Here is a 22,903-nt window from a genome sequence, read left to right as displayed (position 1 = left end):
ACGCGTCAGCCTCGCAGATCGACCAGGAGCGGCGGCGCGTACTCCCCTTGTACGTCCGTCAGGGAGAGCACGGCGTGCCCCGGCGGCACGCCGTGCGCCAGCTCCGACGCCGACCAGCGCTCGCGCTCGACCTGGCGGACGGTGACGGCGCGGGCGGTCGGGGCGTTGCCGGTGATGACACGGCGCAGCATGTGCACCGTTTTGCCGAGCGGGGTCTCGGCGATGATCTGCCGGTCGGTGACATCGCGCGCCTCGGTCCACTCCTTGCCCCAGACCTCCGCGAAGTCCTGCCCGTCCCACGGGGTGACACCGGAGAGCGCCATGCGGCAGCCGATCGCGCCGAGCAGCGGGGTGCGCAGCGGCCGGGGTACGTCGTCGAGCGTACGCAAGGTCATGACGACGCCCGCGTTGGCCGACCGCAGGCGCTGGACGCGGCGTACGGACTCCGGGGTGACCGTGCCGGAGGCGTCGTCCAGGAGGAGGCAGGCGAAGAGCGAGCGGTCCTCGCGCACGGTGGCGCTCGCCGTGAACTGGGCGAGCACGAGGCGGGCGAGGATGCGCGAGGCGTCGGCGTGGCCGCGTTCGGGGAGGTCGACCCGTACCCGTACGGGGTGGTCGAGCGCCCGCAGCGAGAACGGGGTGCTCTGCCCCGACGTGTCGAAGAACGCCGCGAAGACCGGGCGGTCGAGCAGGGCGATGCGGTCGGCGAGGACCGCGCCCGGGTCACCGGGGTGGCCCACCTGCCGCTCGCGCGCGTCGAGTTCGCGCAGCATGGCCTCCTGCCCGGACTCCCGCAGCGCCTGGCGCAGCAGGCCGAGCGGCCCGGCCGAACCGTCGAGCAGGGCGCGCAGCTCCGGCACGGACGGGAAGCGCCGGTGGACGGCGAAGTAGGGGCCGAGGAGCTGGGCCAGGCAGGTCGTGGAGCGGCGGCTGTCGCCGCTGGGGTGCGGGTCGACGAGGTCGCCGACGAGGGCCTCGGCGAGTACGGCGGCGGCCTCGTCGGGGTCGTTGGTGCCGCCGTACAGGTCGAGGTCGTACTCGGAGTCGGGGTGGCCGACCCGCACCACCACGTCGTAGTCCTCGGCGGGCCCGAGCCCCGCGCCCGCGGCCCCGACGACGACCACGGCGGCCCGCCCGGCGAGCGCGCCCAGGCACAGCGACTCGGCGAGCGGCCACACCACGCGGCCGGTCTTCCCCGACCCGGCGGGCCCGACGGCGAGCAGCGAGGTGCCGATCAGGTCGGGTCCGAGCGCGAGCCCGGTGCCCCGATAGGCGTACGGGTTACGCGGGTCGTCGGCCGTCATCCCGAGGCGCACCTGCGCCGTGGCGAGGTCGTGGCGCGCGGCCCGCGCCGGCAGGTCCCGGTCCCCGGAGGGGTGCGGGCAGGCGCGGGCCCCGTCGCGGACGACCGCGTCACTGAAGACGGCCAGCGGGCTGCGGCCTGCCCGCACGGATCGCCAGGCCCGCGAGATCCGGGCGTGGTCCACGTCCCGCATCAGCCCGGCGCGTGCGTCGGCGGCCAGCCGCTCGGCTGCGGCCTCCGCGCCCGCGGCCCTCAGCTGGGGCCAGTGGGCGGGGTCCTCCTCGGGGGCGGGCGGCGTCGGGGGCGCTTCGGGGCGGCGAAGGCGGGGGGCGACGAAGCGCCGCCAGACCTCGGCCCAGCGGCCGAGTCTGCCGACCGCGATCATGAGGGCGAGCGCGATGAGGGTGTAGTAGATGTACCAGACGACGGCGTTGCCGACCCTGTCGCCCGTGTAGATCCAGGAGTCGGGCAGCAACAGCTCCAGAGGCAGCACCCACCACCCGCCGAGATAGCCGTTCCACAGCAGCGACCAGAGCAGCCATCCCACGAGGAACGCGATCAGCGCCCCGGTCAGCAGCTGCCGCGTCGGCACGACCTCGGGCTCCTGCGCGGGCCGCGGCTTGTGCCCGAACCGCCAGATGCCGGGGGCCGCGGCGGGCCTGGGCGTGCGCAGCCAGGTGAGGAAGGCGGCGCCGTCGGGCAGCGGCGGCGCGCCCGGGGCCTGCGCGGGCCTCGGCGGGAGCCCGGCGGGTGCTTGCGGTGCTCCTGCCGGTGCTTGCGGTGCCCCTGTCTGCGGCGCGAGGGAGCCGGGTGGAGGCGCCGCCGGACGCGGCACCGGTGTGGCGTGCGTGCCACGAGCGTCGTGCGTGCCGTCGGAGTCCATGCCCCTTGCCCCCTGACCAGCCGATCTGTTGTTTCGCGGGTCAATCTAGTGCCCTGACCCCGCCAGTTCACCGGCATACGCGCCCGGGGCTATGTCCATCACGGACAACCGCCACACCGAACGACTCCCCGATGGAGCATGCCCGCACCCTTGCCCCGCCCCTAACCTGCGAAGAAAACAGCGAAGCATCCGCATTGCCCCCCGAGTCATCCCCAGGAGCCCCCCATGAGCGCACTTCCGCAGGAGCGCCGCCTCGTCACCGCCATCCCCGGTCCGAAGTCGCAGGAGCTGCAGGCCCGACGTACCGCCGTGGTCGCCGGTGGCGTGGGCTCCGTGCTGCCCGTCTTCACCGCCCGCGCGGGCGGCGGCATCATCGAGGACGTCGACGGCAACCGTCTGATCGACTTCGGCTCCGGCATCGCCGTGACGTCCGTCGGCGCCTCCGCCGAGGCCGTGGTGCGCCGGGCCTCCGCGCAGCTCCAGGACTTCACGCACACGTGTTTCATGGTCACGCCGTACGAGGGGTACGTGGCCGTCGCCGAGGCCCTCGCCGAGCTGACGCCGGGCGACCACGAGAAGAAGTCGGCGCTGTTCAACTCCGGCGCCGAGGCCGTCGAGAACGCCGTCAAGATCGCCCGTGCGTACACCAAGCGCCAGGCCGTCGTCGTCTTCGACCACGGCTACCACGGCCGTACGAACCTCACGATGGCGCTGACCGCCAAGAACATGCCGTACAAGCACGGCTTCGGCCCGTTCGCCCCCGAGGTCTACCGCGTCCCGGTCGCCTACGGCTACCGCTGGCCGACCGGCGCCGAGAACGCCGGGCCCGAGGCCGCCAAGCAGGCCATCGACCAGATCAGCAAGCAGGTCGGCGCGGAGAACGTCGCCGCGATCATCATCGAGCCGGTGCTCGGCGAGGGCGGCTTCATCGAGCCCGCGAAGGGCTTCCTGCCCGAGATCGTGAAGTTCGCGAACGACAACGGCATCGTCTTCGTGGCGGACGAGATCCAGTCCGGCTTCTGCCGCACCGGCCAGTGGTTCGCCTGCGAGGACGAGGGCATCGTCCCCGACCTGATCACCACCGCCAAGGGCATCGCGGGCGGCCTGCCGCTCGCCGCCGTCACCGGCCGCGCCGAGATCATGGACGCCCCGCACGCGGGCGGCCTCGGCGGCACCTACGGCGGCAACCCGGTGGCCTGCGCCGGTGCGCTCGGCGCCATCGAGACGATGAAGGAGCTCGACCTCAACGCCAAGGCGAAGGCGATCGAGTCGACGATGAAGGCCCGCCTGACCGCGATGGCCGAGAAGTTCGACATCATCGGCGACATCCGCGGCCGTGGCGCGATGATCGCCATCGAGCTGGTCAAGGACCGTACGACCAAGGAGCCGAACCCGGCGGCGACCGCCGCGCTGGCCAAGGCGTGCCACGCGGAGGGCCTGCTGGTCCTGACCTGCGGCACGTACGGCAACGTCCTGCGCTTCCTGCCGCCGCTGGTCATCGGCGACGACCTGCTGAACGAGGGCCTGGACATCATCGAGGGCGCCTTCGCCGGCGTCTGAGGGGCTGCCCGGGGGGTGACCGTCAGGCCATGTGAAGAAGGTGTGCGAGCCCCATGACGGGTTGCCGATGTACCTGTTCTGGCCACCACCACCTGCCGTACGGTTTCTGCAGATGAGAGAAACACCCCGCCCACAGGGGACTGTGGGCGACACCAGGGCGGAGCCTCCCCAGCCCCGCCCCGGCCGTGCCCTCGCGCACACACCCGGAGCTTCCGGCTCCGGAACTCCTCACCGATCGGATGGCCGCCCGCCCCAAACCCCCCGGGGCGCGCGGCGACCCGATCCTTTCGGCCGCCTCGGAACCACCCCCCCTGTTCCGAGGCGGCCGCCCCTTCTCCTCCCCCTGTGCGCGCTGCTTCTCGCGCTCCTCACCTGGCAGGTCGTCGCCGACGGGCCGCTGCGGCGGGCCGACGAGCGTGCGGGGCGGGCCCTCGTGGGCAGCCGCCTGCCGGGTCGCGTCGCCGAGTTCTTCGCCGATCTCGGCAACCTCACGGTCGCCGGGCCGGTCCTTGCCGTCGTCCTCGCGTACGTGGCCTGGCGCGGGCGTCGCGCCGGTGCGTTCCGCTGGTGGCCGGTCCCGGTGGCCGCCGCCGTCGCCATGGCCCTGGTGCCCGCCCTCGTCGTCCCGTTCAAGGCGGCCGTCGACCGGGCAGGACCGCCGGGCATGGGCGGTCACGACGGCTTCTACCCCTCGGGGCACGCGGCGACGGCCGCCGTCGCGTACGGAGCGGCCGCGTTGCTTCTGCTTCCGCTGCTGCGGGGTGTTTGCGGTCGGCGTGCACTGCTCATCGGGTGTGCGCTGTTGAACGTCGCCGTCGGCTTGGGCCTCGTACGGCAGGGGTACCACTGGCCACTGGACGTCGTCGCCTCCTGGCTGCTGTGCGGGATGCTGCTTCGGGTGATGGTGGGCGTGGTCGGGCGGTGCGGCGGCAGGGAGCCGGCCGAGGAGTAGCGGCTCACAGCTCCGCGGCCCCGGCCCCGGCCTCGCGCGCGAGGCCTGCCGCCGCCTCGTGCATCGCCAGTTCGAGCAGTACGGGGTCCGTCAGGGTGCCCGAGCCGTCCGGGGGGACCAGCCAGCGGACGGCGCCCGTGGTCCGGCCCGGGTAGGGCACGACGATCCAGGCGCCGCGGCCGACGCCGCGTACGCCCGAGCCGAGCCAGCGGGCGGCCGTGCCCGGCGGCACGAAGAACCCCGTACGGCAGTCCCCGAAGTCGGCGAGCACCGGCCCGGGGCGGTCGACGCAGTCGGTCAGCACGTCGAGCGTGGAGCGGCCGAGGTCGCCGGGGAGGATCAGGACGTCCCAGCGCCGGCCCGCCGGCAGGAGCGCGACGCCGCGCGGGTCGCGCTCCCACTCCCAGCGGCAGGTGTCCGGGTCCGGCGCCACCGACGCGAGCCATTCGACCGCCGACCTCGCTCCTGAGCCAGTCATGCCGGACCTCCCTCTCCTGTGTGCCGCGTGTGCGTGTCACAGGTGAGAGGGGCTCGGAGGCGGGGCATTACGCGGGTTCGTGCGACTTGCCCCCGATCGGCTGTCGAATGATTCCGGTTCAGCTGTCGAAGCCCAGGCCCAGCTTGTCCATCGTCTTGAGCCAGAGGTTCCGCTTGCCGCCGTTGGCGTCGGAGCGCGCGAGCGACCACTTGGTCAGCGCGACACCCGTCCAGGCGAACGGCTCCGGCGGGAACGGCAGCGGCTTCGTACGGACCATCTCCAGGCTCGTACGTTCCGTACGCTCGCCGGAGAGCAGGTCCAGCATGACGTCGGCGCCGAACCGCGTGGCCCCGACACCGAGACCGGTGTAGCCCGCCGCATACGCGACGCGGCCCTTGTACGCCGTGCCGAAGAACGCCGAGAACCGTGAGCACGTGTCGATCGCGCCGCCCCACGCGTGCGTGAAGCGGACCCCCTCCAGCTGCGGGAAGCAGGTGAAGAAGTGCCCGGCGAGCTTGGCGTACGTCTCGGGTCGGTCGTCGTACTCGGCGCGCACCTTCCCGCCGAACGGATAGATCGCGTCGTAGCCGCCCCACAGGACGCGGTTGTCGGCGGAGAGCCGGAAGTAGTGGAACTGGTTGGCGCTGTCGCCGAGCCCCTGCCGGTTCCGCCAGCCGATCGCGGCCAGCTGGTCGTCGGTCAGGGGCTCCGTCATCAGCGCGTAGTCGTAGACCGGGACGGTGTACGAGCGGATGCGCTTGACCAGCGAGGGGAAGATGTTCGTGGCGAGCGCCACCTGGCGGGCGAAGACCCGGCCGTACGGCGTGCGGATCGCCATCCCCGCCCCGGCCGAGGCCAGTTCGAGGGCGGGCGTGTGTTCGTACACGCGTACGCCCTTCGCCAGGCAGGCCCGCTTCAGGCCCCACGCCAGCTTCGCCGGGTGCAGCATGGCGACGCCGTCGCGGTCCCAGAGGCCGCCGAGGAAGGTGGGCGAGTCGACCTGCTCGCGTACGGCGTCCGCGTCGAGGAGTTCGGTGCTCCCGGCCAGGCCGTGGGCGGCCATCTCCTCGTACATCTCGTGGAGTTCGGCCACCTGGTGCGGCTCGGTGGCGACGTCGATCTCGCCGGTGCGCTCGAAGTCGCAGTCGATGGAGTACCGCTTGACGGCCGCCTCGATCTCGTCGAGGTTGCGGGCGCCCAGCTCCTCCAGCTTCTCGATCTCGCCCGGCCAGCGGGACAGGCCGTTGAAGATGCCGTGCGTGAGGGAGGCGGCGCAGAAGCCGCCGTTGCGGCCGGAGGCGGCCCAGCCCGCCTCCCGGCCCTCGACGAGGACCACCTCGCGGTGCGGGTCGCGCTCCTTGGCGATGAGCGCGGTCCACAGCCCGCTGTAGCCGCCGCCGACGACGAGGAGGTCGCAGCGGTCGTCACCGGTGAGGGCGGGCTCGGGGGCGGGCCTGCCGGGGTCGTCCAGCCAGTACGAGACCGGCTGGGCGTCGGAGAGAGACTTGGTCCAGCGGGTCATGGCGCTTGGGGCCATGATTTCCACTCCTTCAGAGAAGTCGAAGCGTCTTCAGAGACAGTAGAAACGCTATTTTGCTTGCTTGTTGCGGCGTTTGCCGATGAGCATTCCGGCCAGTACGAGCAGCACCGCGACGAGGAACATCGCCGTACCGATCACATTGATCTGAACGGGCGTGCCCCGCTGCGCCGATCCCCAGACGAACATGGGGAACGTCACAGTCGAGCCCGCGTTGAAATTCGTGATGATGAAATCGTCGAAGGAGAGCGCGAAGGCGAGCAGCGCGCCCGCCGCGATCCCCGGCGCCGCGATCGGCAGCGTGACCCTCAGGAAGGTCTGCACGGGACCGGCGTAGAGGTCCTGCGCGGCCTGTTCCAGGCGGGGGTCCATCGACATGACGCGCGCCTTGACGGCGGTCACCACGAAGCTGAGGCAGAACATGATGTGGGCGATGAGGACCGTCCAGAAGCCCAGCTGCGCGCCCATGTTGAGGAAGAGCGTGAGCAGCGAGGCGGCCATGACGACCTCGGGCATCGCCATCGGCAGGAAGATCAGCGAGTTGATCGCGCCGCGCGCCCGGAAGCGGTAGCGCACGAGGGCGAAGGCGATCATCGTGCCGAGCACGGTCGCGCCGATCGTCGCCCAGGTGGCGATCTGCAGGCTCAGGGAGAGCGATCCGCACATGTCGGCGACGCCGCAGGGGTTCTGCCACGCGTCGAGCGAGAATTCCTGCCAGGAGTAATTGAAGCGCCCCTTCGGCTTGTTGAAGGAGAACACCGTGACGACGACGTTCGGCAGGAGCAGATAGGCGAGCGTGCACAGGCCCGCGATGACGACGAGATTGCGCCGCAGCCAGCGTACAAGGGCCATCAGACGAGATCCTCCGTCCCCGACTTGCGGATGTAGAAGGTCACCATGAAGAGGATGGCGGCCATGAGGATGAAGGAGAGGGCGGCCGCCGTCGGATAGTCCAGGATGCGCAGGAACTGCGTCTGGATGACGTTGCCGACCATGCGGGTGTCGGTCGAGCCGAGCAGATCCGCGTTCACGTAGTCGCCCGCCGCCGGGATGAAGGTCAGCAGCGTGCCGGAGACGACGCCCGGCATGGAGAGCGGGAACGTCACCTTCCGGAAGGTCGTGGACGGTCTGGCGTAGAGGTCGCCGGCGGCCTCGTGCAGCCGCCCGTCGATGCGCTCCAGCGAGGTGTAGAGCGGCAGGATCATGAACGGCAGGAAGTTGTACGTGAGTCCGCAGATCACCGCCAGTGGTGTGGCGAGGACCCGGTCGCCCGCCGTGACGCCGAGCCAGCTGGTGACGTCCAGGACGTGCAGGGAGTTGAGGGCGCCCACGACGGGGCCGCCGTCCGCGAGGATCGTCTTCCAGGCCAGCGTACGGATGAGGAAGCTGGTGAAGAACGGGGCGATGACCAGGACGAGGATGACGTTGCGCCAGCGGCCCGCGCGGAACGCGATGAGGTACGCGAGCGGATAGCCGAGGAGCAGACACAGGACCGTGGCGGCACCGGCGTAGAGCACCGAGCGCAGGAACTGCGGCCAGTAGTCGGTCAGCGCGTCCCAGTAGGTGGCGAAGTGCCAGGTGACCTTGAAGCCCTCTTCGAGCGAGCCGGTCTGTACGGAGGTCGACGCCTGGTAGACCAGCGGCAGCGCGAAGAAGACGATCAGCCAGAGGATGCCGGGGAGCAGCAGCCAGTAGGGGACGAGGCGGCCGCGCCTGCGGATCTTGCGCGGGGGCGTCTCCTCCGGGGCGGGCGCCTCGGGGGGCGGCGCGTCGGTGACGGTCGTCATGCGGAGGCGTCCTCCTCGACCTTCTCGACGCCCGCCTCGATGTCCTGTGCGGCATCGAGGCCGAAGGTGTGCGCGGGGTTCCAGTGCAGGACGACCTCGGCGCCCGGGGTGAGGCGGCTGTCGCGCTCGATGTTCTGCGCGTACACCTCGAAGGAGGGGCAGACCGGGCTGTGGACGACGTACTGCGTCGACACGCCGATGAAGCTGCTGTCGGCGATGCGTCCGGTGATGCGGTTGCGGCCCTCCGGTATCCGCCCCGCGTCGTCGGCGTGCGTGAGGGAGATCTTCTCGGGCCGTACGCCGACCAGGACCTTGCCGCCGGTGGCGGTGGGGCCGGTACATCGGGCGGTGGGCAGCGTCAGCTTGCAGTCGCCCGCCTTGAGGACCAGGTCGTCGCCGGTCGCCGCGGCGACCTCGGCCTCGATGAAGTTGGAGGTGCCGAGGAAGTTGGCGACGAACGTGGTCCGCGGGTTCTCGTAGAGGTCGGCGGGGGCGCCGAGCTGTTCGACGCGGCCGCCGTTCATCACGGCGACGGTGTCGGCCATCGTCATGGCCTCCTCCTGGTCGTGCGTGACGTGCACGAAGGTGATGCCGACCTCGGTCTGGATGCGCTTGAGCTCCAGCTGCATCTGGCGGCGCAGCTTCAGGTCGAGGGCGCCGAGCGGCTCGTCGAGGAGGAGCACCTTGGGGTGGTTGATGAGCGCGCGGGCGACGGCGACGCGCTGCTGCTGGCCGCCGGAGAGCTGGTGCGGCTTCTTGCGGGCCTGCTCGCCGAGCTGCACGAGGTCGAGCATCTCGCCGACCTGGCTCTTCACCGACTTGATGCCGCGTCGGCGCAGGCCGAAGGCGACGTTCTCGAAGATGTCCAGGTGCGGGAAGAGCGCGTACGACTGGAAGACGGTGTTCACGGGCCGCTTGTACGGCGGCAGGGCCGTGACGTCCTGGTCGCCGAGGTGGACCGTGCCGGAGCTCGGCTCCTCCAGGCCGGCGATCATGCGGAGCGTGGTGGTCTTGCCGCAGCCGGACGCGCCGAGCAGCGCGAAGAAGGAGCCCTGCGGCACGGTGAGGTCGAGCGGGTGCACGGCGGTGAAGGAGCCGTACGTCTTGCTGATCCCGGTGAGACGGACGTCGCCGCCGTGTTCTTGAACAGTCGTCATGGTGGGTCCAGGGGAATCGAGGGGGGACAAGGGCGCCTCTGAAAGGGGCACAGGGAGCGGCGCGGCCGCTACACGCCCGTGAGCTTCGCGAACTTCTCCTCGTACGCGGTCTCTTCCTTCGGAGTCAGCGAGCGGAACGCCCGGGACTTCGCCTTCATCTCCTTGTCGGGAAGGATCAAGGGATTCGACGCGGCGTCGGCGTCGATCTTCGCGAGAGCGCCCCGCACCCCGTCCACCGGACACACGTAGTTGATGTACGCGGCGAGGCGGGCCGCCGGCTCCGGCTCGTAGTAGTAGTCGATGAGCCGCTCGGCGTTGGACTTGTGCCGCGATTTGTTGGGGACGAGCAGGTTGTCCGTGGACGTGATGTAGCCCTGGTCCGGGATGTGGAAGTCGATGTCCGGGTTGTCGGCCTGGAGCTGCACGATGTCACCGGCCCAGCCGAGGCAGGCCGCGATGTCGCCCTTGGCGAGGTCCGAGGTGTAGTCGTTGCCGGTGAAGCGGCGGATCTGCTTCCTGTCGACGGCCTTCTGGAGGCGGGCGATGGCCGCGTCGAAGTCGTCGTCGGTGAAGTCCCCGGGGTCCTTGTCCATGTCGATGAGCGTCATGCCGACGGTGTCGCGCATCTCGGAGAGGAACCCGACGCGCCCCTTCAGCTTCGGGTCCTCCAGCAGCTCCGACACCGAGGTGATCTTCTTCCCGCCCGTCGCCTTCTTGTTGTAGGCGATGACCGTGGAGATGCCGGTCCAGGGGTACGAGTAGGCCCGGCCCGGGTCCCAGTCGGGGTCGCGGAACTGGGACGACAGGTTGGTGTACGCGTGCGGCAGGTTGGCCGGGTCCAGTTTCTGGACCCACCCGAAACGGATGAGCCGGGCCGCGAGCCAGTCAGTGACGCAGATGAGGTCGCGGCCGGTCTCCTGGCCCGCGGCGAGCTGCGGCTTGATCTTCCCGAAGAACTCGACGTTGTCGTTGATGTCCTCGGTGTACTTGACCGTGATCCCGGTGCGCTTCGTGAACGCCTCCAGGGTGGGCCGCCTGTTCTCGTCCTTCTCGTCGACGTCCATGTACTCGGTCCAGTTGGAGAAGGTGATCCGCTTCTCCTCGGCCGAGTGGTCCTCGGACGAGACGTCGCCCTGGCCCTTGCCGGCCGCGGGGATACCGCAGGCGCTCAGGGCGCCGAGGCCGCCGACGGCGAGCGCGCCGCTCGTGGAGGCGCGCAGCAGGGAACGGCGGGTCAGGGATGCCCTGCCGTTCCTCATGCCGCGGTGCATGGCGGCCAGTTGGGCCGGGGAGAGGGGGTCTGGCTCGTACTGCTCCATGCGCGTGGTTGCCCTTTCGGGAGGAAGGCGGCCGCTGGTCATGCGGCCTGTGGCCGGTGGGCCTGTGGGCTATCGGTCCCCGAAGATCGTGCGGTGCCAGTCCTTGCGGACCACCGCGGTGTTGTCGAACATGACGTGCTTGACCTGCGTGTACTCCTCGAATGAGTACGCGGACATGTCCTTGCCGTAGCCGGACGCCTTGTAGCCGCCGTGCGGCATCTCGCTGAGGATCGGGATGTGGTCGTTGACCCACACGCACCCGGCCTTGATCTCGCGGGTCGCGCGGCCCGCCCGGTACACGTCGCGGCTCCAGGCGGAGGCGGCGAGCCCGTAGGGGGTGTCGTTGGCGAGGCGGATGCCCTCGTCGTCGCTGTCGAAGGGCAGTACGACGAGGACGGGCCCGAAGATCTCGGACTGCACGATCTCGCTGTCCTGCGCGGCGTCCGCGATGAGGGTGGGCTTGTAGAAGGCGCCCGGGTGCGTGAGCGCCTCGCCGCCGGTCACCACGCGCGCGTAGGAGCGTGCCCGGTCGACGAAACCGGCGACGCGGTCGCGGTGCACGTGCGAGATGAGCGGCCCCATGTCGGTGCTCGGGTCGAAGGGGTCGCCGAGCCGCACGCTCTCCATGAGGTCGGCGACGCCCTCCACGAAGGCGTCGTACAGCGGACGCTGGACGTACGCGCGCGTGGCGGCCGTGCAGTCCTGCCCCGAGTTGATGAGCGAGCCGGCGACCGCGCCGTGCACGGCGGCGTCGAGGTCGGCGTCGTCGAACACGACGAAGGGGGCCTTGCCGCCGAGCTCCAGGTGCAGCCGCTTGACGGTGGCGGTGGCGATCTCGGCGACGCGCTTGCCGACCCCGGTGGACCCGGTGAAGGACGTCATCGCGACGTCGGGGTGCCCGACGAGATGCTCACCGGCGTCGCGCCCGGCGCCCGTGACGATGTTGACGACGCCGTCCGGGATTCCGGCCTCGGTGGCGGCCTGCGCGAAGAGGAGCGAGGTGAAGGGGGTCAGCTCGGCGGGCTTCAGCACGATGGTGTTGCCGGCCGCGATCGCCGGCAGGACCTTCCAGGCGGCCATCTGGAGCGGGTAGTTCCAGGGCGCGATGGACCCGACGACACCGATGGGCTCACGGCGTACGTACGACGTGTGGTCCCCGGTGTACTCCCCGGCCGACTGGCCCTGGAGATGCCGGGCCGCGCCCGCGAAGAACGCGGTGTTGTCGACCGTCCCGGGGACGTCGAACTCCCGGCTCAGCTTGATCGGCTTGCCGCACTGCACCGACTCCGCCTGCGCGAACTCCTCGGCGCGGTCGGCCAGTACGCCCGCGAAGCGGTGCATGGCGTCGGAGCGCTCGCCCGGGGTGGCGCCGGCCCAGCCGGGGAACGCCTCGGCCGCCGCGGCGACGGCGGCGTCGACGTCGTCTCTTCCGGCCAGTTCGTACGAGAGGACCTCGTCGGCGGTGGCGGGGTCCACGACCGCGTGGGTCCGGCCCGAGGTGCCCTTGGTCAGCCGCCCGGCGATGTACTGCGCGCCGTCCGCGAAGTGGTCCCGCGCCTGGAATTTGTGCATGACGCTCTCCTCCGCCGCCCTCCCCGTCCCGCGGGGGTCGGCGTAGCTCCAGATCGATTTGAGTGCCGATCCTGACAGAGCAGTGGTAGTCCAACAAGTGATTCCGTTGTTGCCTTTTGGTTACGCGACGGAATCTGTCGACCAGGTGTCGAGTCGTCCGCGAAAAGCCAGGACGGAGTGTCAGTGGTGCGTGCCGGACTCGCGTGCGTAGGTGACCTCGCCGGCGCTGACCAGGCCCGTCTCATAGGCGACGATGACCGCCTGGACACGGTCGCGGAGTCCGAGTTTGGCGAGGATGCGGGCGACGTGCGTCTTGACGGTCGCCTCGGCCAGGTGGAGGCGGGCGGCCAGTTCGGCGTTGCTCAGTCCTCGGGCCAGCAGGCCGAGGACCTCCAGTTCGCGCGGGGTGAGCGAGGCGAGGTCACGGTGGAGGGCCGCGGTGTCGCCGCCGCGCTGCGTGAACCGCTGCACGAGGCGGCGCGTGATGGCGGGGGCGAGGAGAGCGTCGCCGGTACGGACCGTGCGGACGGCCGCCGTCAGGTGCTCGGGGGTGACGTCCTTGAGGAGGAAGCCGCTGGCTCCGGCGGAGAGTGCCGCGTAGACGTACCGGTCGAGGTCGAAGGTGGTCAGGATGATGACGCGGGGTGTGTCGCGGGCGCCGGTGAGGATGCGACGAGCGGCCTCCAGGCCGTCCATCTCGGGCATCCGGACGTCCATCAGGACCACGTCGGGCCGTGTGCGGCGGGCCGCTTCGACCGCTTCGGCACCGTTGGTCGCCTCGGCGACGACGTCGATGCCGTCCGCGCCGAGGATCAGCCGGAATCCGGTGCGGACCAGCGTCTGGTCGTCGGCGAGGAGCACACGCGGCGGCGGCTCGGTCACGGTGTCTCCAAGGGGATCAGCGCCTCCACACGGTAGCCGCCGGTCAGGCGCCGGCCGGTGTTCAGGGTTCCGTCGTGGACGGCGAGGCGTTCGCGCAGGCCGATCAGGCCCCGGCCGTTTCCGGTGGGCGCGTCCGCGCCCGGGTGTCCCCCGGTGTCGGTGACTTCCACCCGGAGCCGCTCCGGACCGTACTCGACGCTCACGGCGGCGGTGGCACCCGACGCGTGCTTCACGGTGTTGGTCAGGGCTTCCTGGACCACGCGGTAGGCGGCGAGTTCGAGGCCGGGCGGGAGGGGGCGGGGCGGACCGGTCACGGTCAGGCCGACGGGCAGTCCGGTGTCCCGGACCCGTCCGACCAGCGTTTCCAGCTGGTCCAGGCCGGGTTGCGGGGCCAGCTCCGCCGCCGTATCCGCCGGATCCGCGCCGTCGTCCGTCCCCTCGCCCCCGTCGGCCATGGTGAGCAGTCCCATGACGTGGCGCAGCTCGGTCATGGCCGCTCGCCCGCCCGCCTCGACGGCGAGCAGCGCCTCACCGGCCTGCTCGGGGGAGGTCTTCATGATCTTGCGGGCGGCGCCCGCCTGAATGATCATCACGCTGACGTTGTGCGTGACGACGTCGTGCAGTTCGCGGGCGATCCTGGCCCGCTCCTGCTCGACCGCCCGGCGCAGCGCGTCGGCCTGCTCGCGCTCCAGGGCGGAGAGCCGGGTGCGGCCCTGGTCGGTGCGGAGTTTCCAGGTACGCAGGCCGACGGCGGCCACGGCCATCGGGACCAGGATCAGCAGGGCGATGTACTGGTTGGGGACGATGGGTGTCACCGAGTTCCCCGACGTGCCGATCAGGACGACCGACACCGGCAGCGCCGCCAGGGTCGCCACCCGGTACGGGCTGTACACGGCGGCGCTGTAGACCGCGATGACGAACGCGTAGAAGGTCAGCCGCATGACGCTCGGCGGTGTCGCCAGTGTCGCGGCAGTCACGACGCACAGCACGGCGAGCGGGTAGCGGCGGCGCAGCGCCAGGGCTCCGGAGGCGATGGCCGCGAGGGTCACCATGAGGGCCAGGCCGCCGGGTCCTGCCGGGCGCGGCACGACGTGCTCCACGCCGGGCGCGATCTCGCGCACCACGACGTTGCCGGCGTTGTCGATGCCGTAGTAGACGGTGGTGATCCCGAGTGCCAGTGCCACCAGCGCGTCGAAGTGCCAGGCGCGCCGGGTGGGCCGCAGCGGTGGGCCGCTCGGAAGCCCGGCGTCGCGGACCGCCCGGCGGGCGGTCTCCCGCAGCCGGTCCAGCGTCGTACGTACGTCCGTCACCGGTTCATTGTCGCCGCCGCGCGGACCCACGGAATCGGTCCCGGTGGTCATTTCGACGGCACCGGATACATCACTCGCCTACATCGCAGGGATGACGTTTCCGGGGCTCATCCCGGCGCGGTACCGCGATGGGTCCGGGCGGGCGACGCGTGCGGGCCGGGCCCGCTCCTAGCGTTCACGCAGCCCAACTGCCCCTGCTGCCCGTCCCCGAGGAGCTTTCATGACCGTGCCGGTGATCGAACTGCGCGAGGTGAGCCGCCGATACGACGACGGCCCGCCCGCCCTGCACGAGGTGTCGCTGACCGTGCGGCCCGGCGAGGCCGTCGCGATCCTCGGCCCTTCCGGCAGCGGCAAGTCCACGCTGCTCCATCTGATCGCGGGCCTGGACCGGCCCGATACGGGGACCGTCACCGTGGACGGGGTACGGGTGGACCAGCTGGGCGAAGCCGGGTCCGCGCTCTACCGGCGGTCCAAGGTCGGCATGGTCTTCCAGTTCTTCAACCTGCTCGACGATCTGACCGTCGCCGACAATGTCGCCCTGCCCGCACGCCTGGCGGGTATGGCACGTGGCGAGGCGAACCGCCGGACGGCGGAACTCCTGGAGCTCCTCGCCATCGACCGGCACGCCCGCGCGTACCCGGGGCGGCTGTCCGGCGGCGAGCGGCAGCGCGTCGCGGTGGCCCGGGCGTTGATGAACCGGCCCGCGCTGCTCCTGGCCGACGAGCCGACCGGCGCCCTGGACACGGCCGCCGGACGGGACGTCAGCAGGCTGCTCGCCGACCTCAACGCCGAGGGCCAGACCATCGTCGTGGTCACCCACGACCTCGCCCTGGCCCGGTCCTGCACGAACCGTACGGTCCGGATCGCCGACGGCCGGATCACCGAGGACGTCCGGTCGCAGGCGGAGGCCGTCACGTCGGAGGCCGTCCGATGAGCGCGCTGGGCAAGGTGGTGCGATCGGGGGTGGGACGGCGCCGGGTGCAGACGCTGGTGATCGGGCTCGCCACGATGATGGCGGTGGCCGCCTCCATCCTCTGCGGATCGCTGCTCGTGGTCTCCGGCGCGCCCTTCGCCGACGCCTTCGCCGAGCAGCACGGCGCGCATCTGTCCGTGCAGTTCGACGCGGGCAAGGTGACTGCCGGGCAGCTGGCGAAGTCCAAGGACGCCGAAGGGGTGAGCGGTGCGGCCGGGCCGTTCCGCACGGCGACGGTCACCCCGCGGGTGGACGGCAGACCCGGGTGGCCGATGACCGTGGTCGGGCGGGGCGATCCCGGCCGGGACGTGGACGAGGTGACACTGCTCGACGGGCGGTGGCCCACGCGCTCCGGCGAGATCGCGCTGTCCGCCGACTCCTCGCTCTTCCCGACCATGGGCATGGAGATCGCCTTCCCCGATCTGTCCGGCGGTCCGACGCTGACGGTGGTCGGTGTGGCCCGCTCGGTCACGCGGACCGCCGACGCCTGGGTGGTTCCGTCCCAGATGGCGGCGCTCACCGCGCCCGGCGGCGGCGGCCACCAGATGCTCTACCGCTTCACCGGCGCGGGCACCGCCGCGCGCATCACCGCGGGCCGCGAGGCCGTGACGGAGTCCCTGCCGCCGGGAGCGGCCGTCGGCGAACAGTCATGGCTCACCGTCAAGACGTCCGCCGAGCGCGACACCGCCCTCTACGTCCCGTTCCTCATCGCGTTCGGCGCCCTGGGCCTGGTCATGTCGGTGCTCATCGTCGGCAACGTCGTCGCGTCGGCCGTCGGCACGGGGACGCGCCGCATCGGCGTCCTCAAGGCCGTCGGTTTCACCCCGGCCCAGGTCGTGCGGGCCTACGTGGGCCAGGCGCTGATCCCGGCCGCCGCCGGCACGGCCCTCGGTGTCCTCGCCGGCCATCTGCTCGCCGTCCCCGTACTGGCCGAGACCGGGGAGGTCTACGGCTCCTCGTCCCTGGCCGTCGCCCCCTGGGTCGACCTGGCGGTGATCGCCGGGGTACTCGGCCTGGTGGCGGCGACGGCGTGGGCGAGTGCCTGGCGGGCCGGCCGGCTGCGTACGGTCGACGCGCTCGCCGTCGGGCGTACCGCTTCGGCGGGGCACGGCCGGTGGGCGGCCCGCCTGGCCGGACGGCTGCCGTTGCCGCGGCCGGTCGCCCTGGGCCTGGCCCGGCCCTTCGCGCGGCCCGCCCGCGCGCTGGCCATGGGCACGGCGATCCTGTTCGGTGCCATCGCCGTCACGTTCACCGTGGGGATGGGCGCCTCGCTCGGCCAGGTGATGAAAGCGAAGGCCCACGACGCCGCCGATGTCGTCGTGCCCGCGCCCTTGCCGGACTTCGGGCCCCGAGGACCCCGAGGACCCGGCGCAGGCCCCGGCTCCGATAAGCGGACCGGGGACGGGGCCGATCCCGCCGCGGTCGCCGCGGCCGTCGAGGCCGCCACCGGAACCGGCAAGCACTACAGCGCCGCGACGGTACGGGCGACCGTGTCCGGCGTGACCGGCACCGTCGACGTGATCGCCTTCACCGGTGACGCCTCCTGGGGCGGCTACACCATGGTGTCGGGCCGCTGGATCGACAGGCCCGGCGAGGCCGTGGTCCCGACCCCCTTCCTGGCCGCCACCGGCACCCGCGTCGGCGACACCGTCACCCTGAACGGCCTGGCCGAGCCGGTCACGGTCCGGATCGTCGGTGAGGTCCTCGACCCCCATAACGACGGCATGCAGGTCTTCACCGACACCTCGGCCCTCGCGGCCGCACGGCCCGACCTGACGGAGACGAGCCATCACATCGCGGTCACACCGGGCACCGACGTGGACGGCTACGTCGACGCGCTGAACAGGGACCTGGCGTCACTGGGGGCCGCCGCTCAGGTCGGCGGGCTCGACGCCGGCAGCGAGATGGTCGTCACGCTCAACGCGCTGTCCGTGATCCTCACGCTGATGCTCGTCGCCGTCGCCGCGCTCGGCGTGCTGAACGGCGTACTGCTCGACACGCGCGAGCGCGTCCGGGAGATCGGTGTGCACAAGGCGCTCGGCATGACGCCCCGGCAGACCGTCGCGATGGTCCTGACCTCGGTCGTCGTGACCGGCCTCGGCGCGGGCGCCTTGGGCGTGCCGCTCGGCGTGGCTCTGCACGGCTGGGTCATGCCCGCGATGGGTGACAGCGTGGGGCTGCGCCTGCCCGATGCCGTCATCGCCGTCTACGACGGGGCCGAACTGCTCGCGCTCGCGCTCGGTGGCCTGCTCATCGCCACCCTGGGTGCGCTGCTGCCCGCCGGCTGGGCCGCCAGGGCCCGAACCGCCACGGCGTTGCGCACCGAATAGCAGTCGGGCTGCGCTGTCGCGCACTCCGGCAGCGCAGCCCCCGCGTTCGTCTCGTCGTCCGGCATCACGATCAGGACCACCAGCAGGGCCACGCCCAGCACGATGCCGACCGTCCCGCAGATGATGCCCGCCAGTGCCTGTCCCCCGTTCGTCGCCTCGCCGCGCCGCGCCCTCGCGCGCCCCACCGCGCCGAAGATCACCGCGAGGATGCCGAGCACGACGGCCAGCGGCCACAGGCAGAAGCCGACCGTCGCGATGACCCCGAGGATCAGCCCGGCGACGCCCATGCCGTTCGCGGGCGTCATCGGCATGGCGGGCCAGCCGTAACCAGGCATCCCCTGTGCCGGGTGACCCGGATAGCCCGGGTAGCTCGGGTAGCTCGGGTAGCTCGGATAGCCCTGATGTCCCTGATGGTTCGCGTATCCGTTCGCGTATCCCGGGTGCCCCGGCTGCCCCGCGTAACCCTCGTACCCATAAGGCATCCGCCCCGGCCCGTCCGGCGAAAGCGGAGGCGGCGGCACCGGCTCTCCCGGCGGCCCAGGCCGACCGGCCGGAGGCACTGGCGGAGGCGCTGGCGGAGGCACAGGCGCAGACGGCCCAGCCACCGGCGAGGCCCAAGGCCCCTGCTTCTCCGGCGGTACCAGCGGCACCGCGTCCTCCGGCGGCGGAGCCCACGGGTCCCGCTCCTCCGGCGCGCCGTCCTCAGATCCGGCGGGCATGACGGTCACCTCTTCCCTACGTTCCGTCATGCTACGGCCCCCGATTTGCCCGCGCCGACCGCGGCCTACGATGATCCCCGACCCGTCGATCAGCCGATCAAGTCCGTTCCTGGGGAGGAAACCGTGACCGAGCAGCAGCCCGCAGCCGCGACAGCCAGAGATACGCACGCCTTCATCGCCGGGCTGCCCAAGGCGGAACTGCACGTGCACCACGTCGGTTCGGCTTCCCCCCGCATCGTCTCGGAGCTGGCCGCCCGGCACCCCGACTCCGCGGTGCCGACCGACCCCGAGGCGCTCGCCGACTACTTCACGTTCACGGACTTCGCGCACTTCATCAAGGTCTATCTGTCCGTCGTGGACCTGATCCGCACCCCGGACGACGTACGCCTGCTCACCTACGAGGTGGCCCGCGACATGGCGCGGCAGAACGTGCGCTACGCCGAGCTGACCATCACCCCGTACTCCTCCGTCCGCCGCGGCATCGACGACCGCGCCTTCATGGACGCCATCGAGGACGCCCGCAGGGCCGCCGAGGAGGAGTTCGGCACCGTACTGCGCTGGTGCTTCGACATCCCGGGCGAGGCCGGGCTCATGTCGGCCGAGGAGACGCTCCGGCTCGCCACCACCGACAAGCTGCGCCCCGAGGGCCTGGTCTCCTTCGGGCTCGGCGGCCCCGAGATCGGCGTGCCGCGCCCGCAGTTCAAGCCCTACTTCGACCGGGCCATCGCGGCCGGACTGCACTCGGTGCCGCACGCGGGCGAGACGACCGGCCCCGAGACCGTCTGGGACGCCCTGGTCCACCTGGGCGCCGAGCGCATCGGCCACGGCACCACCTCCGCCCGGGACCCGAAGCTGCTCGCCCACCTCGCCGAGCACCGGATCCCGCTGGAGGTCTGCCCGACCTCGAACATCGCGACGCGCGCGGTGCGCACCCTCGACGAGCACCCGCTCAAGCAGTTCGTCGAGGCCGGGGTGATCGTGACGATCAACTCCGACGACCCGCCGATGTTCGGCACCGACCTCAACGCCGAGTACGCGGTGGCGGCGCGCCTCCTCGACCTCGACGAGCGCGGCATCGCGGCCCTCGCGAAGAACGCCGTGGAGGCCTCCTTCCTCGACCCGGCAGGCAAGGCGCGGATCGCCGCCGAGATCGACACGTACACGGAGACGTGGCTCGCCCCGTAACCCGGCACGGCTCCACAATGGGGCCATGCGCACCGTGACAGCTGTGGCCCACCGAGGCGATCCCTACCGCGTCCGCGAGAACACCGTCCCGTCCCTGCGCTCCGCGTTCGAACGGGGCGCGGACGTGGTGGAGATCGACGTCCGTCTGAGCGGCGACGGCGTACCCGTACTGCTGCACGACTCGACGCTCAAGCGCCTGTGGGGGTACGAGCGTCCGCTCGGCGCCCTGTCCCGCGCCGAGCTGGACGGCCTCACCGAAGGCGGAGTGCCGACGCTCGAAGCGGCCCTCGCGGCCACGGAGGGGCACCGGGTCATGATCGACCTGCCGGGTGCGACGCACGACGCCGTACGTACGGTCGTCGGAGTCGTCGCGGAGTGCGGGGCGGCCGAGCGTGTGTACTACTGCGCGGGCGGGCAGACGATGCTCGCCCTGCGCGACGCCGATCCCGCCGCGGAGACCGCGCTGACCTGGACGACCCTGGCCCCGCCCCGCCGTGTGCTCCTCGACGCGGTGAAGCCGCGCTGGCTCAACTACCGCTTTCCGCTGGTCGACCGCGAACTCGTCCTCCGCGTGCACCGCGAGGGCTTCCTCGTCTCGGCGTGGACGCCCGACACCCGCCGCTCGATGCGCCGTCTGATCGACGCGGGCGTCGACGCGATCACCACCAACCGCATCGACGTCCTGGGTGCGCTGCGCACCAGCTGAACCATCGGGGTACCCGCGCCGGATGGATGAGATCGGCGAGATTCTGGTGGGGACCTGTTCGTGGACGGACCGCGCGCTGCTGGCCAGTGGCTGGTATCCGCGGGGGTACAAGGACGCCGAGGGGCGGCTGCGGCACTACGCCGGGCGTTTCCCGCTGGTCGAGGTCGACGCGAGCTATTACGCGCTGCCGGGCAGCCGCAACTGCCAGTTGTGGGCGGACCGCACACCGGACGGCTTCCGCTTCGACGTGAAGGCGTTCTCCCTGCTCACCGGCCATCCGACCCGGCAGGCCGCGCTGCCGCCCGACCTGCGTGACCGGCCGTCGGGGCCCGCGCTGCTCGACGAGGTGTGGAAGCGCTTCGCCGAAGCGGTCGAGCCGTTGTGTGCGGCCGGCCGGTTAGGGACCCTGTTGTTCCAGTTCCCGCCGTGGTTCGCCCCCGGCGCGCGGGCGGAGCGCTTCCTCGCCGAGTGCGCGGAACGCACCTCGGGCTGGCCGGTGGCGGTGGAGTTCCGGCACCCCGACTGGTGGCGCGCGGACCATCGGGCCAACACGGCGGCGCTCCTGACACGGCTGGACGCCGCCGCCGTCGCGGTGGACGTGGCCCAGGGCCTGCTGGGCTCCCTGCCCCCTGCCACCCCGGTCGCCGCGCGGCGGCACGCGGTGGTCCGCTTCCACGGCAGGAGCCCCGCCTGGGGCACCGGTTCCAAGGAGGACCGCTTCCGCCACACGTACACGGCGGCGGAACTCTCCGAGTGGCTCCCCCGCGTCCGCGCCATGGCCGAGCGGGCCGAGGAGGTCCACGTCCTGTTCAACAACTGCTGCGGCGACGCGGCCGTCCGCGCCGCCGAGTCGATGAAGGGCCTCCTGGAGCGGGAGGGACTATTGACGGCGGACGGGACCCCCTAGGGGAAACCCCGCCGACTCCCCCGTCTTCTCAGGCTCGTTGGCCCCGATGGCAACCCGGGGCGCCGCCCTCCCCACGGATGATCCGCCCCGCCTCCGTGATCACCAGACTGAGAGCACCACACATCGGCGGCATCCCACCGCGCCCCGTCGCCCCACCGAGACCGTCCCAGGAGCCACCGTGAAGGTCCCAGCCCGCGCCGCGCTCGTCGCCGCCCTCGCCCTCGCCCTCACCGGTGCCGCGGCCGCCCCCGCCCTCGCGCACGCACCGACGCCCGGAGCGGCCGTCGAAGCCCCCTCGGCCAGACCCGACGGCAAAGCCCTGCGTGAGGCGATCAGCGGACTGCCGAACGCCGACGCGACCGCCGCTCTCGTCCGCGTCGGCGGCACGCACGGCACCTGGCGCGGCAGTTCCGGCGTCCACGACCTGGTCACGCACCGCAAGGCCGACCCGAACGGACGGTTCCGCGCCGGGTCCGTGACCAAGATCGTGACCGCGGCCGTGGCGCTGCAGCTGGCCGCCGAGGGCGAGCTCGACCTCGACAAGCCGGTGCAGCACTACATGCCGGACCTGTTCGAAAAGACGAAGGCGGAAGAATTCGCCCCCATCCCCGTCCGCAGCCTCCTCAACTACACCAGCGGCCTCCCGTACGGCGACGGCTTCGACGACGAATACGCCCACCGCTACGACACGTTGGACCCACGGACCGTCGTCGACTCCGCCATCGCCAAGGGACCCGAGCACGCCCCGGGCGACGAGCAGCACTACCGCAACATCGGCTACACCGTGCTCGGCCTGCTGATCGAGCGCGTCACCGGAGACTCGTACGCCCATCAGGCCCGTGAGCGGATCTTCAAGCCACTGCACATGCGTGCCACGTACTTCCCCGGCACCGACCTCCGCATCCGCGGACCGCACAACCGCGGCTACCAGAAGAGGGAGCGGCCGGACGGGACGACCCGGCTGGTCGACGTCACCGAGTGGAACCAGTTCGACCGCTTCGCGGCGGGCGACATGATCTCCTCCACGGCCGACCTGGAGACCTTCACGCGGTCACTGTTCGGCGGAGAGACCGTGCCGCGGTCGCAGTTGAGGGAGATGTTCACGCTGCCCCGCCTCGCGCCGGGCGTCCCTGAGGCGACCTTCGGTGGTGGACCGCAGTACATAAAGATCGGCGGCAAGGGGTTCTGGGGCAAGACCGGCTCCCGCTACGGCTACACGAACATCATCGCCACGACCGAGGACGGATCCCGGACCCTCGTCTACTCGGTCAACGCGACCGACGCGAAGGGGCACGGCATGAATCCGGTGGCCGAGCGCATCGTGGGGGCCGCGTTGGGGTGAG

General features: G+C 71.7%; 18 protein-coding genes. 8 read left to right on the top strand and 10 right to left on the bottom strand.

Annotated features, from left to right (window positions below):
* Window positions 1–5: 5 nt before the first annotated feature.
* Window positions 6–2,186, bottom strand: coding sequence for an ATP-binding protein (locus ACWDVB_RS08165; RefSeq protein ID WP_451515856.1), 2,181 nt, complete (start codon window positions 2,184–2,186; stop codon window positions 6–8).
* 225 nt (window positions 2,187–2,411) lie between these two features.
* Between ACWDVB_RS08165 and gabT the strand changes: the two genes are divergently transcribed.
* Window positions 2,412–3,746: a 4-aminobutyrate--2-oxoglutarate transaminase gene (gabT, locus tag ACWDVB_RS08160; protein WP_451515855.1), complete on the top strand. Its 1,335-nt coding sequence runs from the start codon at window positions 2,412–2,414 to the stop codon at window positions 3,744–3,746.
* A gap of 433 nt (window positions 3,747–4,179) precedes the next feature.
* Window positions 4,180–4,698, top strand: a complete 519-nt coding sequence (locus tag ACWDVB_RS08155) for a phosphatase PAP2 family protein (protein WP_451515854.1) — start codon at window positions 4,180–4,182, stop codon at window positions 4,696–4,698.
* A gap of 4 nt (window positions 4,699–4,702) precedes the next feature.
* Here ACWDVB_RS08155 and ACWDVB_RS08150 read toward each other — a convergent pair whose 3' ends face one another.
* The 9 genes from ACWDVB_RS08150 to ACWDVB_RS08110 all read right to left on the bottom strand — a co-directional run bounded on the left by ACWDVB_RS08150 (window position 4,703) and on the right by ACWDVB_RS08110 (window position 14,791).
* Window positions 4,703–5,176, bottom strand: coding sequence for a hypothetical protein (locus tag ACWDVB_RS08150; protein WP_451515853.1), 474 nt, complete (start codon window positions 5,174–5,176; stop codon window positions 4,703–4,705).
* A 118-nt stretch (window positions 5,177–5,294) separates the two neighbouring features.
* Window positions 5,295–6,713 (bottom strand): NAD(P)/FAD-dependent oxidoreductase, encoded by a 1,419-nt coding sequence (locus ACWDVB_RS08145; protein ID WP_451515852.1) that lies wholly within the window; start codon window positions 6,711–6,713, stop codon window positions 5,295–5,297.
* A 51-nt stretch (window positions 6,714–6,764) separates the two neighbouring features.
* Entirely contained in the window at window positions 6,765–7,565 is an 801-nt protein-coding gene (locus tag ACWDVB_RS08140) for an ABC transporter permease (RefSeq protein ID WP_451515851.1), read from the bottom strand.
* A complete protein-coding gene (locus tag ACWDVB_RS08135; protein WP_451515850.1) occupies window positions 7,565–8,500 on the bottom strand; it encodes an ABC transporter permease in 936 nt (311 codons plus the stop codon). Before ACWDVB_RS08135 ends, ACWDVB_RS08140 begins: the two co-directional genes overlap by 1 nt.
* Window positions 8,497–9,657 carry an ABC transporter ATP-binding protein gene (locus tag ACWDVB_RS08130; RefSeq protein WP_451515849.1) on the bottom strand — a complete coding sequence of 387 codons (1,161 nt, stop codon included), beginning with the start codon at window positions 9,655–9,657 and terminating at the stop codon, window positions 8,497–8,499. The genes ACWDVB_RS08135 and ACWDVB_RS08130 overlap by 4 nt, the downstream gene beginning before the upstream one ends.
* Before the next feature lie 68 nt (window positions 9,658–9,725).
* Window positions 9,726–10,976 (bottom strand): ABC transporter substrate-binding protein, encoded by a 1,251-nt coding sequence (locus ACWDVB_RS08125; RefSeq protein WP_451515848.1) that lies wholly within the window; start codon window positions 10,974–10,976, stop codon window positions 9,726–9,728.
* A 69-nt stretch (window positions 10,977–11,045) separates the two neighbouring features.
* Complete coding sequence (locus ACWDVB_RS08120) at window positions 11,046–12,548, bottom strand: gamma-aminobutyraldehyde dehydrogenase (RefSeq protein ID WP_451515847.1); 1,503 nt, start codon at window positions 12,546–12,548, stop codon at window positions 11,046–11,048.
* 180 nt (window positions 12,549–12,728) lie between these two features.
* Window positions 12,729–13,430 (bottom strand): response regulator, encoded by a 702-nt coding sequence (locus tag ACWDVB_RS08115; protein WP_451515846.1) that lies wholly within the window; start codon window positions 13,428–13,430, stop codon window positions 12,729–12,731.
* Window positions 13,427–14,791 carry a sensor histidine kinase gene (locus ACWDVB_RS08110; RefSeq protein WP_451515845.1) on the bottom strand — a complete coding sequence of 455 codons (1,365 nt, stop codon included), beginning with the start codon at window positions 14,789–14,791 and terminating at the stop codon, window positions 13,427–13,429. Before ACWDVB_RS08110 ends, ACWDVB_RS08115 begins: the two co-directional genes overlap by 4 nt.
* Before the next feature lie 169 nt (window positions 14,792–14,960).
* Here ACWDVB_RS08110 and ACWDVB_RS08105 point away from each other — a divergent pair, with 169 nt between their 5' ends.
* From ACWDVB_RS08105 to ACWDVB_RS08080, 6 genes are all read left to right on the top strand, one after another.
* Window positions 14,961–15,674: an ABC transporter ATP-binding protein gene (locus ACWDVB_RS08105; RefSeq protein ID WP_451515844.1), complete on the top strand. Its 714-nt coding sequence runs from the start codon at window positions 14,961–14,963 to the stop codon at window positions 15,672–15,674.
* Entirely contained in the window at window positions 15,671–18,043 is a 2,373-nt protein-coding gene (locus ACWDVB_RS08100; protein ID WP_451515843.1) for an ABC transporter permease, read from the top strand. The genes ACWDVB_RS08105 and ACWDVB_RS08100 overlap by 4 nt, the downstream gene beginning before the upstream one ends.
* 842 nt (window positions 18,044–18,885) lie before the next feature.
* Window positions 18,886–19,947, top strand: coding sequence for an adenosine deaminase (locus ACWDVB_RS08095; RefSeq protein WP_451515842.1), 1,062 nt, complete (start codon window positions 18,886–18,888; stop codon window positions 19,945–19,947).
* Between the two features lie 25 nt (window positions 19,948–19,972).
* Window positions 19,973–20,653 (top strand): glycerophosphodiester phosphodiesterase, encoded by a 681-nt coding sequence (locus ACWDVB_RS08090; protein ID WP_451515841.1) that lies wholly within the window; start codon window positions 19,973–19,975, stop codon window positions 20,651–20,653.
* Window positions 20,654–20,684: 31 nt separating this feature from the next.
* Window positions 20,685–21,560 (top strand): DUF72 domain-containing protein, encoded by an 876-nt coding sequence (locus ACWDVB_RS08085; protein WP_451515867.1) that lies wholly within the window; start codon window positions 20,685–20,687, stop codon window positions 21,558–21,560.
* Between the two features lie 178 nt (window positions 21,561–21,738).
* Complete coding sequence (locus ACWDVB_RS08080; protein WP_451515840.1) at window positions 21,739–22,902, top strand: serine hydrolase domain-containing protein; 1,164 nt, start codon at window positions 21,739–21,741, stop codon at window positions 22,900–22,902.
* Window position 22,903: the final 1 nt, after the last annotated feature.

The sequence above is a fragment of the Streptomyces sp. NPDC003379 genome (genome assembly GCF_053589195.1).
The sequence above is the reverse complement of the archived record's forward strand: the minus strand, read 5'-3'. Positions and strand labels throughout refer to the sequence as shown.